The 12,743-nt window shown below is 74.8% G+C and carries 13 protein-coding genes; 7 read left to right on the top strand and 6 right to left on the bottom strand.

What is annotated here, in order from left to right:
- Positions 1-16: 16 nt before the first annotated feature.
- The gene (locus ACZ7IF_RS05285; RefSeq protein WP_470963300.1) at positions 17-1,999 is read right to left on the bottom strand and encodes a heavy metal translocating P-type ATPase; all 1,983 of its coding nucleotides are present in this window, start codon (positions 1,997-1,999) and stop codon (positions 17-19) included.
- A 72-nt stretch (positions 2,000-2,071) separates the two neighbouring features.
- Between ACZ7IF_RS05285 and ACZ7IF_RS05280 the strand changes: the two genes are divergently transcribed.
- The gene (locus ACZ7IF_RS05280) at positions 2,072-2,389 is read left to right on the top strand and encodes an ArsR/SmtB family transcription factor (protein ID WP_470963297.1); all 318 of its coding nucleotides are present in this window, start codon (positions 2,072-2,074) and stop codon (positions 2,387-2,389) included.
- Positions 2,390-2,513: 124 nt separating this feature from the next.
- Positions 2,514-3,176 carry an HAD family hydrolase gene (locus ACZ7IF_RS05275; protein WP_470963294.1) on the top strand — a complete coding sequence of 221 codons (663 nt, stop codon included), beginning with the start codon at positions 2,514-2,516 and terminating at the stop codon, positions 3,174-3,176.
- 15 nt (positions 3,177-3,191) lie between these two features.
- Here ACZ7IF_RS05275 and ACZ7IF_RS05270 read toward each other — a convergent pair whose 3' ends face one another.
- Complete coding sequence (locus ACZ7IF_RS05270) at positions 3,192-5,111, bottom strand: glycoside hydrolase family 5 protein (RefSeq protein WP_470963291.1); 1,920 nt, start codon at positions 5,109-5,111, stop codon at positions 3,192-3,194.
- A gap of 243 nt (positions 5,112-5,354) precedes the next feature.
- On the opposite strand from ACZ7IF_RS05270, the gene ACZ7IF_RS05265 reads away from it, so the two are divergent.
- The 3 genes from ACZ7IF_RS05265 to ACZ7IF_RS05255 all read left to right on the top strand — a co-directional run bounded on the left by ACZ7IF_RS05265 (position 5,355) and on the right by ACZ7IF_RS05255 (position 6,979).
- The gene (locus tag ACZ7IF_RS05265) at positions 5,355-5,657 is read left to right on the top strand and encodes a hypothetical protein (protein ID WP_007262440.1); all 303 of its coding nucleotides are present in this window, start codon (positions 5,355-5,357) and stop codon (positions 5,655-5,657) included.
- A 196-nt stretch (positions 5,658-5,853) separates the two neighbouring features.
- A complete protein-coding gene (locus tag ACZ7IF_RS05260; protein WP_470963288.1) occupies positions 5,854-6,318 on the top strand; it encodes a Crp/Fnr family transcriptional regulator in 465 nt (154 codons plus the stop codon).
- A gap of 217 nt (positions 6,319-6,535) precedes the next feature.
- On the top strand, positions 6,536-6,979 hold the full coding sequence (locus tag ACZ7IF_RS05255) for a subtilase-type protease inhibitor (protein WP_470963285.1): 444 nt from the start codon (positions 6,536-6,538) through the stop codon (positions 6,977-6,979).
- Positions 6,980-7,058: 79 nt separating this feature from the next.
- On the opposite strand, the gene ACZ7IF_RS05250 is transcribed toward ACZ7IF_RS05255, so the two are convergent.
- From ACZ7IF_RS05250 to ACZ7IF_RS05240, 3 genes are read right to left on the bottom strand one after another with little or no spacing between them, the layout of a single operon-like run.
- Positions 7,059-7,919: a GNAT family N-acetyltransferase gene (locus ACZ7IF_RS05250; protein WP_470963282.1), complete on the bottom strand. Its 861-nt coding sequence runs from the start codon at positions 7,917-7,919 to the stop codon at positions 7,059-7,061.
- 42 nt (positions 7,920-7,961) lie between these two features.
- Complete coding sequence (locus tag ACZ7IF_RS05245) at positions 7,962-8,837, bottom strand: ATP-grasp domain-containing protein (RefSeq protein ID WP_470963279.1); 876 nt, start codon at positions 8,835-8,837, stop codon at positions 7,962-7,964.
- Positions 8,838-8,853: 16 nt separating this feature from the next.
- Complete coding sequence (locus tag ACZ7IF_RS05240) at positions 8,854-9,318, bottom strand: hypothetical protein (RefSeq protein WP_470963276.1); 465 nt, start codon at positions 9,316-9,318, stop codon at positions 8,854-8,856.
- Between the two features lie 185 nt (positions 9,319-9,503).
- Between ACZ7IF_RS05240 and ACZ7IF_RS05235 the strand changes: the two genes are divergently transcribed.
- Positions 9,504-10,226: an SIR2 family NAD-dependent protein deacylase gene (locus ACZ7IF_RS05235; RefSeq protein WP_470963273.1), complete on the top strand. Its 723-nt coding sequence runs from the start codon at positions 9,504-9,506 to the stop codon at positions 10,224-10,226.
- Positions 10,227-10,248: 22 nt separating this feature from the next.
- Here ACZ7IF_RS05235 and ACZ7IF_RS05230 read toward each other — a convergent pair whose 3' ends face one another.
- The gene (locus ACZ7IF_RS05230; RefSeq protein WP_470963270.1) at positions 10,249-10,884 is read right to left on the bottom strand and encodes a TetR/AcrR family transcriptional regulator; all 636 of its coding nucleotides are present in this window, start codon (positions 10,882-10,884) and stop codon (positions 10,249-10,251) included.
- Positions 10,885-11,062: 178 nt separating this feature from the next.
- On the opposite strand from ACZ7IF_RS05230, the gene ACZ7IF_RS05225 reads away from it, so the two are divergent.
- Positions 11,063-12,604, top strand: a complete 1,542-nt coding sequence (locus ACZ7IF_RS05225; RefSeq protein ID WP_470963267.1) for an APC family permease — start codon at positions 11,063-11,065, stop codon at positions 12,602-12,604.
- The last annotated feature ends 139 nt before the right edge of the window (positions 12,605-12,743 follow it).

The raw sequence follows: 12,743 nt of genomic DNA, 5'->3' as shown, positions 1-12,743 counted from the left end.
CGCCCCGCCCCGGGCGTCAGGCCCGGTCCGGGTGGCGCAGCAGCCTGAGGGCGTTGGCGACGACGACCAGGGTGGACCCCTCGTGGACCAGGACGGCCGGGCCGATGCCCAGGCCCAGCGCGGTGGCCGGGACGAGGACGGCGACGATGCCCAGGCTCAGCCACAGGTTCTGCCGGATGATCCGGCTCGCGCGGCGGCTGAGGCCGGTGATGAAGGGGAGGCGGCGCAGGTCGTCGGACATCAGGGCGATGTCGGCCGTTTCCAGGGCCACGGCCGAGCCGGCCGCGCCCATGGCCACTCCGACCGTGGCCCCGGCCATGGCGGGGGCGTCGTTGACCCCGTCGCCGATCATGGCGGTACGGGCGGTGCGGCGCAGCCGGGCCACCTCGGTGACCTTGTCCTGCGGCATCAGGCCGCCGAGCGCCTCGTCCATGCCGACCTCGCGCGCCACGGCGTCGGCCACGCGCTGGTCGTCGCCCGAGAGCATCACGGTGCGGGTCACCCCGAGCGCGCGCAGGGCGGCGACGGCCTCGGCGGCCTCGGGGCGGGGGGCGTCCATCAGGCCGAGGGTGCCGAGCCAGCGGTCGCCCCGGCGGACCAGCATCGTGGTGCGGCCGGTCCGCGCCAGCTCCTGCGTGCGCTCGCGCAGGGCGGGCGGTACGGGCGGGCCGGAAAGGGTGTCGGCGTAGGAGAGGCTGCCGATGTGGACGGTCTCGCCGTCGAGTTCGGCGCTGACCCCGCGGCCGATGACGGCGCGGAGGCCCACGGCTTCCGGGGCCGCGGCGGCCGGGGTACCCGCCAGCAGGGCCGGCGCGTCCCGTACGACGGCCTGGGCGAGGGGGTGGTCGCTGAGGCGCTGGGTGGCGAGGGCCGTGCGCAGCAGTTCCTCGCGGCCTGCTCCGTCGGCGGCCTCGGCCTCGGTGAGGCGGGGGCGGCCCTCGGTGAGGGTGCCGGTCTTGTCGAAGGCGAGGGTCCTCAGGCGGCCGAACTCCTCCAGCGGCGCCCCGCCCTTGACCAGCACTCCCCCGCGGGCGGCGCGGCCCACGGCGCTGAGGACGGCGGCCGGGGTGGCGATGGCGAGGGCGCACGGGCTGGCGGCGACGAGGACGGCCATGGCGCGGTAGAAGGTGTCGGTGAAGGGCTCGCCGCCGAGGGCGCCGAATCCCAGCAGGGCGGCGACGAGGACGAGGACCCCGGGAACGAAGACCTTCTGGAAGCGGTCGGTGAACCGCTGGGTGGGCGAGGTGCGCTGCTCGGCGTCCCGGACCATCCGGACCACGCGGGCGAGGGTGTTGTCCGCGGCGAGGCGGGTGACGACGACCTCCAGGGAGCCGGAGCCGTTGACGGTGCCGGCGTGGACGCGGCTGCCCGGGTCGGCACCGGCGGGGTCGGCGAGGGCGGCGGCGCGGTCGGCCACCGGGGTCTTGTCGGCGGGGACGCTCTCGCCGGTGATCGGTGACTGGTCGACGCTGCTGTCGCCGGCGGCGACGAACCCGTCGGCCGGGACCCGGGTGTGCGGGCGTACCAGGACGGTGTCCCCGACGCCCAGCTCCTCGACGGGCACCTCGACGGGCTCCGCGCCGCCGCGCTGGACGAGGGCGGTGCGGGGGGCGAGGGCGCCCAGGGCCTCGATCGAGCGCCGGGCGCGGCCCATGGCGTACTCCTCCAGGGCGTGGCCGAGGCTGAAGAGGACCAGGAGGACGGCGCCCTCCTCCCAGCGGCCGATCGCGGCGGCTCCGGCCGCGGCGACGAGCATCAGGAAGTCGACCTGGAAGCGGCCCTCGCGCAGGGTGGCGAACGCCTCGCGGAGGGTGAAGAACCCTCCGAAGACGTAGGCGGCCATGAAGAGCGCCTCGGCGGCGGGGCCGCCGTTGCCGGTCAGCCGGAGGGTCAGCCCGGTGAGGTAGACGGTGAGGGCGAGCAGGGCGCTGACCAGCTCCGCACGCTCTCCGGCCTTCTTCGCCACGTCACGCATGGCGTCACGCATCACGTCGTTCATGACATCAATATATCAACACATCGAAATATGTAGACGTGTGCACGTCCTGATCTCCCGATCTAAGGTGCCCCCATGGAACCAGCCGTGGAACCCACGCTCACCGAGCCCGACGCGGCCGCGGTCGCCGAGGTCATGCAGGGCCTCGCCTCACCCGCCCGGATCCGCATCCTGGCCCGGCTGCTGCACGCTCCCTGCTCGGTCGGAGAGCTGGCCGAGGCCCTCGGCCTCGGCCAGCCCACCGTCTCCAACCACCTGCGCCTGCTGCGCCACCTCGATCTGGTGGCCGGGCGCCGCGACGGGCGCAGCGTGGTCTACGAGCTGCACGACGAGCACGTCACCGCCCTGCTCCGGCAGGTGCTGGAGCACGTGCACCACGGCCGCCGGGCGTAGCGCGGTCACGGCGCTGCGAACGTCAGCCGCAGCTGCGGCGTCCCCTCGTTCGCCGCGGCCTCCGAGGACCCGGACGCCCCGGGCGTTCCGGCCGCGTGCCGGAGCCGTCGCCTACCCTTCCAACATGATCGTTTCAACTGAGCCCGTCCGCCTGGTGATATTCGACTGCGACGGCGTACTCGTCGACAGCGAGCCCATCGCGGCCCGCGTACAGGTGGCCCTCGGCGCCGAGCTGGGCTGGCCGCTTACCGAGGCCGAGGTCATTGAGCGGTTCATCGGCCGCTCCAGTGCGCACGTGCGGGAGCAGGTCGCGGCCCGGCTGGGGGCCGCGACGGCCCGGGAGTGGGACGAGCGCTTCTCGGTCCTGCACGCCGAGGCGGTGGACGCGGGGCTGACGCCCGTCGAGGGGCTGCCCGAGGCCCTCGACCGGATCTCCCTGGCGACCTGCGTCGCCTCCAGCGGCTCCCACGAGAAGATGCGGCACACGCTCGGCCGTACGGGCCTGTACGAGCGCTTCGCGGGCCGCATCCACAGCGCCACCGAGGTCCCGAGGGGCAAGCCCGCCCCGGACGTCTTCCTGTACGCGGCCCGGCGGATGGGAGTCGAACCGGCGGCGTGCGTGGTCGTCGAGGACAGCCTTCCGGGTGTCCGGGCGGCGCGCGCGGCGGGCATGCGCTCGCTGGGCTACGCGGGCGGGCTCACCCCGGCGGCCGCGCTCGCGGGGCCGGGCACGGTGGTCTTCACCGACATGCGCGAACTCCCCGCGCTGCTGGAGGGCATGGCCTGATCCGCCGGACGCCCCTCAGGGCAGCGGGCGGCACAGCAGGGCCGCCGGCGAGGGGCGTGAGCCGACCCGGGTGGTGAAGGCGATGCCCGCCGCGTACTCGGTGGACGCGCACTGGCCCTTGTAGTGGCCCCGGGCGAAGTCGCCGCCGCCGGCGCCCGCCGGGCGGTTGTCACCCCGGTCGAACCAGAGGGTGCGGCCGGCGCCCGCCGGGAGGGCCGTGCGGGCCGGGGCGCACAGGGCGGCGGAGACGCGCTCGCCGCGCAGGCTGTACCCGATCAGGAACCGCCCCGCCGGGCACTGGAGTTTCGTGTAGCCGGTGGCCCAGTCCCCGCCCGGCGGGACGTACGCCTCGTCGCGGACCACCGTGTGGCCGCCGGCCGGCGCGCGCAGGTCCGAGGTGGTGCACAGGCCGCTCCCGCCGGTGTGGCCGAGGCCGGCCAGCCGGGCGCCGTCCGGGCAGACCGCCTTGCGGGCACCGCTGTCCCAGTCCCCGGCGGCGCGCGTGCGCAGGGAGGCGTTGTGGTCCCGGTGGCCGGTGCTGAGCTGGTACCAGGCCGGGGTGGCGGGGACGGGCCCGGTACGGCCGGGGGCGGTGGCCAGGGCGGTCCAGGGGGCGGTGCGCCAGTCGGCGGGGTCGAGGACTCCGGTGCGCCGGCCGGTGGAGTCGTAGCGGAGCATGGCCCAGCTGTCGCCGCCCGGGATGCCCTGGGCGGTGGTGCTCCAGCCGACGAGCGGCCAGTACGCGAAGTCGGCGTCGGAGCCGGCCAGGTAGGAGGTGAAGTTCTGGAACCAGGCCCGCGGGGCGGCGCCCGTCTCGTCCGCGCCGATGCCGAACTCGCTGATCCAGACGGGGGCGGTGAAGTGGGTGCCGGTTTCGGCGGAGACGAAGAAGGCCTGGTCGTAGAGGGTCTGTTCGAGCTGGGCCCGGCTCATGTCCTGGTAGCGGGGGTCATGGGTCTCGCCGAGGCCGGTCGCGCCGCTGTGGCGGGGGCCGGTGTAGCCGTAGAAGTGGGCGGAGTACACGAGCTTGCCGGAGACGGCGAGGGTGTGCGACAGGGTGCGCACGGGGGTGAGGGTGGGGCGCTCGTGCGGCAGGCCGTCGAGGGGAATGCCGGTCCAGTTGATGCCCTCGACGACGACGAGCAGGTCCGGGTTGGCCTCGGTGAGGATCCGGTCGGCGGCTTCCTGGGAGGCGGCCTGCCAGTCGTGGCCGTCGCCGAGGCCCCAGTTGGGGTCGTCCCAGGTGTCGCGGCGGACCTCGTTGTAGAGGTCGGCGCCGACCACGCGCGGGTTGTCGCGGTAGCGGCGGGCGACGGACACCCAGTCGTCGGCCCACTGGGCGGTGGAACGGCCGCTGTTCCAGCGTTCGTTGCCGTCGAGGCCGCAGCACCAGCGGGTGGTACCGGTGTGGTTGTTGAGGATGACGGCGAAGCCGGCGTCGGTCAGGGCGGCGACGACGGCGTCGAAGACCTGGAGCGGGGTGCGGCCCCGCAGGGCCGGGTTGGCAGCGACGGCCGCGTCCGGCACGGGGGTGGCGGTGTGCAGCATCTCGTTGGAGAAGGGCAGCCGGACGCTGTTGAGCCCGAGGGCGCGGAAGTCCGCGAGCAGCGCGGGGACCGGGACCCGGTCGAGGCCGAGCGGGATGCCGTGGGAGTCCTGGCCGCTGTGGTGGGTGGCGGGGTCGGTGCGGTCGCCGGAGCCGTTCCAGGAGCCCTGGGCGCCGTCCCAGTTGCCGGACCGCAGCCGGAAGCGCTCGCCCCGGGCGTCGACAATATAGCGGCCCCGGGTCGAGAGCGGGGGCGTCCAGGCGGTGTCGGCCGCCGGGGCGGCCGGTGTGGCCGGGCGGGCCGGGGGCGCTGCGGGGGCCGCGGCGGCCGGCAGGGCTCCGCCCGCCAGGAACAGCACGCTCAGCAGCACCCGTACAAGGCTCTTCATCTCGCTCCCGCCCGCTCCGGCCGCCCGCTCCGGGCGGCTGCGGCGGACAAGTTACCGGCCGGTCGCACCGGACGGAAGGCACGGGAGCCGGCCCGACGGGTGCCCCCGACAGCGGAGGCGTCAATTCCGGCAAGCGCGGGCCATCCCTTCACACGCGGCCACCTGGCCAAAACCGCCCCGCGCGCGGCCGTACGCCTCTACCGTGCCCTGAGGGGCAGGGCCGGCAACGGGAGGGCGGGGCTGATGGACGACGACGAGGACATGCGGCTGGCGAGGATCACGCCGGAGATCTCCCGCCGCACCCTGGCGATGCTGCGCGGTCTCGCCGGGCTGGAGCCGCCGGAGCAGGTGCCGGAGGACGCCATGACGGTCGCGGACGCGATCCTGGACGACCACGGCACGGACGGGCTGCGGGTGCTGGTGATGACGCTGGCCGCGTGGGCTACGGCACAGATCGAGAACGTCGCGGAGCTGAGCGGGCGCAGCCACGAGGCGGTGCTCGACGCGATGGAGCTGGCCTGCCTCGAGGCCAATGCCGAGGAGTAGGCGCCGGCAGCCACCGGAGGGGTTTCTTCCGCCGGGGTACGGGCGACGCTCCGGGGCAACCCCGCCCGCCGTCCACCACCCTGGGTGGACGGCGGACGACCGACCGTACCCGTACCGCGGCATGCCCTGATCCGGGCGCCGGTCGGCGACACTGGGGAGACCAGAGGCTTGTGGGGGGTCGTGATCGGAGGCCGTCGTGAGCACACCTTCCCCCATCAGGATCGCCGCCGTCCTGTCGGCCGAGCACCGCGGCCGGCTGATGTCGCACGCCCGTGAGGTCAACCTCCCCGAGGGCGCGCGGCTCTTCGACGAGGGCGGCCCGGCGCGGACCTTCTGGATCGTGCGCTCCGGCACGGTGACCCTGGAGATCCCGCTGCCCGGCCGCCGCACGCCCGCGCCCGTCGAAAGCCTCGGCCCCGGGGAGCTCGTGGGCTGGTCGTGGCTGTTCCCGCCGTACGTGTGGCAGCTGAGCGCCGAGGCCATGACCCCGGTACGCGCCTACGAGTTCGACGGGGCGACCGTCCGGATGCTGATGGACGCCGATCCCGCCTTCGGCTCCGCGATCGGCCACTGGGTCGGAAGGGTCCTCGCCGTCCGGCTCCAGCAGACCCGCACCCGGCTCCTCGACCTCTACTCCCCGCGCACGGGGGCGGGCCACTGAGGGCGCGCTCCAAACCTTTCGGGGAAGGGTGTTCGGCCGTTTCCCGGAATTCCTCCTTCACAGGTCACGGCGGCGCGGGACGGACGGAGGCGGCTGCGGACTGCACTCATTCGCTCACGATCGGTGACGAGAAATGGCGGTACGAACGGGCGTTCCCGCTCCGGATGAGCAAGACTCCCGTCCGTTATCCGAAACCCCGAGCCGAGGAGTGTTCGAAATGCGGTCCATCACCAGGAGTCTGGGACTGGCTTCCGGAGCAATGGCCCTCACCGCCCTCACCGCGCTGGCCGGGACCGGAGCCGCCGACGCGGCGCCGACCGGAACGCAGAGCCTGTACTCGCCGTCCGCGCTCGTGGTCAGCGTGACGGCCGGGGAGGACACCGTCAACGGGACGGTGCTGCGCGCGGCCACGCTGGTGTGCGCGCCGAGGCCGGGCGGCACGCACCCCGACCCGGCGGCGGCCTGCGCCGAGCTGCGGGCCACCGGGGCCTCGCTGGACGCCCTCGCCGCTCCCCGGCCGGACACCGCGTGCACCAGGGAGTGGAACCCGGTGACCGTCACCGCCGAGGGCGTGTGGCAGGGCCGCCGGCTGAGCTACACGTACACCTTCGGCAACCCCTGCGGGCTGCGCAGCACCACCGGGGTGCTCTTCGGCATCTGAGGAGCACCGGCCCCGGGCCCGGCCGGGCGGCGCCGTGCGACCGCCGTCCGGCCGCCGTCCGGCCCCAGGGAGGGGCCGCTCAGCCCAGTTCGAGACTGGTGACCCCGTACAGCCCGGCCAGCTCGACCTCCGGCGCCGGGCCGGTGTACATGCGGGCCGTTTCGAAGGACGGGGCCAGCCCCAGGCCGGTGGCCACCGCTGCCGCCGCCGGATTCGCGTCGGGCACGTCCACGGCCACCTCCCCGCCGGGGGCGTGCTCGGCGAGCCTCCGGACGAGGGCGGCGGCCGTCTGCGGGGCGGCGGCGTAGAGCGGGCCGATGCGGGAGGCGCCGCTACAGGGGCGGACCACCCCGAGTCCCTCGATCCGGCCGTCCCGGACGGCCGCGAGCGCGGTCCTGCCGGGCAGCGAGGTCCAGGCGGCGAGGAAGGCGTCCCGCTGCTCCGGGAAGAAGCGGCGGTCGTAGGCGGCGAGCCGCGCGAAGGGCAGCGAGGCCGCGTCCACGATCTCCACGCCGTCGTCCGCGCCGGCCCCGGCGGCCCCGGCGGCCCTGGGCACGCCCTCGTAGCGCATGTTGGTCCAGGCTGGACGGAAGCCGGACTTTCGGTAGTTGTCCTGCTGCTCGACCACCCCGTCGAGTCCGACGAGCCGCCCGTGGAGCCGGTCCATCCCGGCCTGCCACAGCCGGATGCCGTAACCCTGGCCGCGTACGTCGGGCCGGGCGATGTAGAAGCCGATGAAGCCGAACCCGGAGCCGTAGCGGACGGCGGAGATGCAGGCCACCGGCTCCCCGTCCCGGCGCCCGACCAGGAAGCCGTCCGGGTCGGCGACCGCGAAGGCGAAGCGGTCGCCGTCCCCCGGGTTCCAGCCCTCCAGGTCCGCCCAGGTACGCAGCAGTTCCATGTCGGCGGCGCTCGCGCCGGTGATCTCGAATCCCGTCATGCGCGGTGTTGTACCAGAACGCCGGGGGCGTGCGCAGGAGCGCTAACCGGCCGTCAGCAGCGCGGCGAGGGCCGCCGGGTCGACCGCCGGGTGCAGGTCGCTGACCTGGCCGTCGCCCACCTCGACGACGCGCCAGACCCCGTCCTCGCGCAGCGCGAGGTCGGTGGTGACGAAGCGGCAGCCGAGCGCCCCGACGGCCGCCCGGACCGGTTCCAGGGCGGTGCCGGGGAGCGTGGCGGCGGACTCGGGCTGGTCCGGATGGGGGGTCACCAGCCGGGGTTCCCCGTCGCGCCACCAGACGCGGACCTCGGGACCGGTGAAGCGCTCGAAGGCGCGCAGGACGATCCCGCCCGCGAGGAACTCGTCCTGGAGTTCGACGAACCGGCTCACCACGCGGTGCACGGCGGGGCGGTCGGCGAGATCGGGGAGGTGGCAGGCCTCGCGCCACTCGTGCTTGCGGGACTTCACGTAGTCCTTGACGATGCCCGCCCCGGCCGGGAGGTCGGCGGCGAGGGCCGCGAGCCGCTCCCCGTCCGGGCACTCGCCCGGCGCGGCGGGCAGCCAGCGGCTGGCGGGGGTGAGCCCGGCGAACGTCTCGTACCAGCCGGGGAGTTCATGGGCCCGCCGGTAGGCCTCGGGGGTGACGGCGAGCCGGGCGCCGCGCCCGCGCAGGGCCGCGTCGAGGGCGGCGTACCGCTCGGCGGGGACCATCCAGCCCCGGTACCAGACGGCTCCGGCCCCGGCGGGGACCCGGGCCACCGCCCGCCCGGCGTCCCCGGCCAGCAGGGCGTCGTGGTCGACGAGCGCGACGGCCCCGCCGGCGGCCCGCAACTGCCGGGCCTCGGCCGCGAAGTGGGCGTCGGCCCGGCGTTCGTGCAGCGGATCGTGGCAGTAGAGGACGGTGGTGGTCGTGTTCACTCCCCCACGATAGTGATCAGCCCGCGCAGATCACGTCGTCGAGTGCGATCGGACGGGAGTCGAGGCGGACGTACGCGGTGAAGGTGTCGGTGGCGCCGGTGTCCCAGGTGGTGGTGACGGTGGCCCAGCCGACGCCGGCCGCCTGCGCCACCGTGGCCGGGCCGATGGCGATGTCCCGCGGGACGCCCTGGGCGCAGAGCACGACGTCGGCGTCCGGGCTGTGGGCCTGTTTCTCCTTCAGCTGCTGCGAGATCCGCTGGCTGCGGTCCCGCGCGGAGGGGCCGTGGTCCCCGTAGAAGGCGGTGAGGAAGGTGGTGATCTCCTCGGCGGTGTGGTGGTGGTGACCGTGGTGGCGGTGGAGGGGCCATCGCGGCACCGGGTCGGCGAGGGCGGCTGCCGGGACCGACGACGCGACCAGGGGGAACAGCGCGGCGGACAGTACGAGCAGCAGGGCGCCCGGGCGGTATGGGATGAGCGTCATGTCCGGTTTGTAGCCGCCCGTTCCCGCCGACGGTCAGGGGCGCGGCGCGGGCTCACTCCGGTGGACGTGGAGATTCACCGCAGAAACGCCCCTCCCCCTGCGCCGACCGGCCCCGCGCGCCCCGCGGGCCGGCCGGGACGGCAATGCGTTCGCCGCGCCGGGGCGGTTCTGCGTAGGGTCGGCGCATGGGGAAGCCGCTCGTCGCAGTGTTCAGTGGGGCCGGGATGTCGACCGATTCCGGGATTCCGGACTACCGGGGGCCGCAGGGGTTGTGGCGCGCCGATCCGGACGCCGAGAAGCTCGTGACGTACGAGTACTACATGGCCGACCCGGAGATCCGCCGCCGGTCCTGGCTGATGCGCTCCGAGCTCTGGTCCCTCTCTCCCCGGCCGAACGCGGCGCACCTGGCGGTGGCCGGGCTGGAGCGCTCCGGCACTCCGGTACGGGTGATCACGCAGAACGTGGACGGCCTGCACCAGCTCGCCGGGATGCCCGCGCGGAAGGTGTTCGAGCTGCACGGGACGGCCCGGGAGGTGGTCTGCACCCGCTGCGGCGCCCGTTCGGGGACGGCGCAGGCGCTGGCCCGGGTGGCCGCCGGGGAACCCGATCCCGCCTGCCTGGCGTGCGGCGGGATCCTGAAGACGGCGACGGTGATGTTCGGCGAGCACCTGGACACCGAGGTGCTCGCGCGGGCGGTGGCCGTGGCCAAGGGGTGCGAGGTCTTCATCGCCGTCGGGTCGACCCTCCAGGTCCAGCCGGCCGCCTCGCTCGCCGGGATGGCGGCCGAGGCGGGGGCGCGGCTGATCATCGTCAACGCGGAGGAGACCCCGTACGACCCGCTGGCGGACGAGCTGGTCCGCGAGCCGATCGGCACCGCCCTCCCGGCCCTGCTGGCCCGGTTCGCGTAACCCCGCCCGGAACGGCGGCGGCTCAGGGGGTTTCCAGCTGGGCGGCGAGGCCGTCCAGGAGGAGGCCGAGGCCGAGCTCGAAGCCGCGGTCGTCGAGCGCGGCCAGGCCGGAGTCCGTGGCGGCGGCGCCGGTGAGCGCGTCGGCCAGGGCCGGGTAGTCGGGGCGGTAGTCGGCGGGGGCCCGGCCGAATCCCGCCGTGAAGGTCTCCAGCGCCGAGCCGAGGACCAGGTAGTCGACGGCGGCGGCCGCCTCGGCCGCCCGGGCCGGGGTGCAGCCGGCCCGGACGAGCGCGGCGAGCAGCGCGTCGTATCCGCGCAGCGCCTTGTCGGCCGCCACCTGGCGCCGGGCCGCCGGGGCGATCGCGTTGGGGTGGCGGAGGTAGACCTGCCGGTAGCCCCGGGCGTAGGCGGCGATCCCCTCGCGCCACCGCGGATCGCCGAGCGGGCTCAGGTCGATCTCTTCGTTGATCAGCTCCGAGACCGCGTCGAGCACGTCGTCCTTGGAGGCGACGTGGTGGTAGAGCGAGGCCCCGCGCACGCCGAGGCGGTCGGCCAGGGTGCGCATCTTCAGGGCCTGGGGGCCCTCCTCGTCGAGGAGTCCGAGGGCCGCGCGCGCGATGATCCCGCGGTTGAGCAGTGGCTGGTTGGGTCGGCCCACGGTGATCCCCCTCGTTTTTCCGCCGCCAGGTTACCCGTACGGAGGGCTTCCCAAGAGGTCCGGGGCGGGTTATGGTCCCCGCATTCCCGATACCTAACAACGTTAGATTTACGTTCCGGAGCACTCCGGGCCCGCCCGGGTGCGGGCGCCGGCGCTCCCCCCTCCTCCAGAGGTGCGCATGCCAGACCTTTCCCCCCTCGCCCCCGGCCCGGACGTCCCGCGGGACACGGACGCCGCCCGCCTGAGCGACCTGGGCTACGAGCAGGAGCTCAACCGCAGCCTCGGCGTCCTCGGGAACATCGCCATGGGCTTCGCCGTGGTCTCGCCCGTGGTCGCGCTCTACGCCGTCTCGATGGTCGGCACGATGATCGCCGGGCCCGCCTGGGTGTGGGCTCTGCCGATCGTCCTGCTCGGGCAGTGCCTGGTGGTCAACGTCTACTCCGAGCTGGCCTCCCAGTGGCCGCTGGCCGGCGGCCCCTACCAGTGGGGCCGGCGGCTGCTGGGTCCGTCGTTCGGCTGGATGAGCGGCTGGGTCTGGCAGTTCGCGGTGATGTTCGGCAACACCACCGTGGCGTACCTGGCGGCCCCCTGGGTCTTCGCCCTCATCGGGGTGGTCCCCTCGCCGGGCGCCCTGGTCGCGGTCGCCGCCGGGATCCTGGTGGCCTGCATGCTGGTCAACGCCTACGGGATCCGGATCCTGAGCTGGTTCGTCTCGCTGGGCATAGCCGCCGAGGCCGTCGCCTCCGTGCTCGTCGGCTTCACCCTGCTGCTGTTCTTCCGCGAGCACGGCTTCTCGATGTTCACCGAGACCCTCGGCGCCGAGGAGCTGTCCGGGGGTTCGACCGTGACGGCGTTCCTCGCCGTCCTCGCCGTCGCCGGCTGGGGCTTCATCGGGTTCGACGCCTGCGTCTCGACCGCCGAGGAGACCAAGGACGCCGGGCGCCAGGTGCCGCGCGCCATGTGGTGGGCCCTGCTCAGCGTCGGCCTGGTCGTCATCCTCAACGCGGTGGCGGTCGCCCTGGCCCACCCGGACCCGCGGGCCGTCGTCGCCGGCGAGGACCTCGACCCGGTGACCACCGCCGTGGTCACGGCCTTCGGCTCCTGGTCCGACAAGCCCTTCGTGGCGGTGGTCCTGGTCGGCTTCCTCGCCTGCGCCATGGCCTCCCAGGCCGGCGCCGCCCGCGGGGTGTACTCGCTGGCCCGGGACGGGGTGTTCCCCTTCTCCCGGCAGGTCCGGCGGGTCAACCGGCGCCAGGCCCCCATCGGCGGCCTGATCGCCTCCACCCTGGTCTCCTGCACCGGCCTGCTGCTGGGCCTGAACGCCACCGCCATCGGCAGCCTGATCGCCTTCGGCACCGCGGCCACCTTCCTGCCGTTCTTCCTGGTGACCCTGGCCGCGCTGATCGCCCGGCTGCGCGGCACGTGGGTCCCGTCCGGGCACATCCGGCTCGGCCGCAAGGGCACCTTCCTCAACGTGCTGGCCGTGCTCTGGACCGCCTTCGAGGTGGCCAACGTCTGCTGGCCGCGCACGGTCCTGGCCCCGCCGGGAGCCCCCTGGTACCAGATCTGGGCCGGCCTGCTGGGCATCGGAGCGGTGATCACCGCCGGCCTGCTCTACCTCGCCGTCAAGAGGCCGCAGGACACGCTGCGGGCCGCGCGAGCCCGCGAGGAGCGGGCCCCGGCGGCTCCCGCCGGCGCACCCGCCACCGAAACCCCCTGACCCCGGGGGGGGGGGGGGGGGGGGGGAGGGGGGGGGGGGAGGGGGGGGGGGAGGGGGGGGAGGGGGGGGGGGGGGGGAGCGCGTTAATCTCCCAGCGCGCCACATTCAGGTACTCCAGGCCCGCCGAACCGCACGGCCG

Source organism: Streptomyces sp. NPDC037421 (genome assembly GCF_055602105.1).
This window is presented reverse-complemented; position numbering and strand designations above follow the sequence as displayed.

What these genes read in the sequence shown, in the direction of transcription:
- ACZ7IF_RS05285 (WP_470963300.1), bottom strand. Translation starts at nt 1,999, where the DNA reads ATGAACGACGTGATGCGTGACGCCATGCGTGACGTGGCGAAGAAGGCC.
- ACZ7IF_RS05280 (WP_470963297.1), top strand. Translation starts at nt 2,072, where the DNA reads ATGGAACCAGCCGTGGAACCCACGCTCACCGAGCCCGACGCGGCCGCG.
- ACZ7IF_RS05275 (WP_470963294.1), top strand. Translation starts at nt 2,514, where the DNA reads ATGATCGTTTCAACTGAGCCCGTCCGCCTGGTGATATTCGACTGCGAC.
- ACZ7IF_RS05270 (WP_470963291.1), bottom strand. Translation starts at nt 5,111, where the DNA reads ATGAAGAGCCTTGTACGGGTGCTGCTGAGCGTGCTGTTCCTGGCGGGC.
- ACZ7IF_RS05265 (WP_007262440.1), top strand. Translation starts at nt 5,355, where the DNA reads ATGGACGACGACGAGGACATGCGGCTGGCGAGGATCACGCCGGAGATC.
- ACZ7IF_RS05255 (WP_470963285.1), top strand. Translation starts at nt 6,536, where the DNA reads ATGCGGTCCATCACCAGGAGTCTGGGACTGGCTTCCGGAGCAATGGCC.
- ACZ7IF_RS05250 (WP_470963282.1), bottom strand. Translation starts at nt 7,919, where the DNA reads ATGACGGGATTCGAGATCACCGGCGCGAGCGCCGCCGACATGGAACTG.
- ACZ7IF_RS05240 (WP_470963276.1), bottom strand. Translation starts at nt 9,318, where the DNA reads ATGACGCTCATCCCATACCGCCCGGGCGCCCTGCTGCTCGTACTGTCC.
- ACZ7IF_RS05235 (WP_470963273.1), top strand. Translation starts at nt 9,504, where the DNA reads ATGGGGAAGCCGCTCGTCGCAGTGTTCAGTGGGGCCGGGATGTCGACC.
- ACZ7IF_RS05225 (WP_470963267.1), top strand. Translation starts at nt 11,063, where the DNA reads ATGCCAGACCTTTCCCCCCTCGCCCCCGGCCCGGACGTCCCGCGGGAC.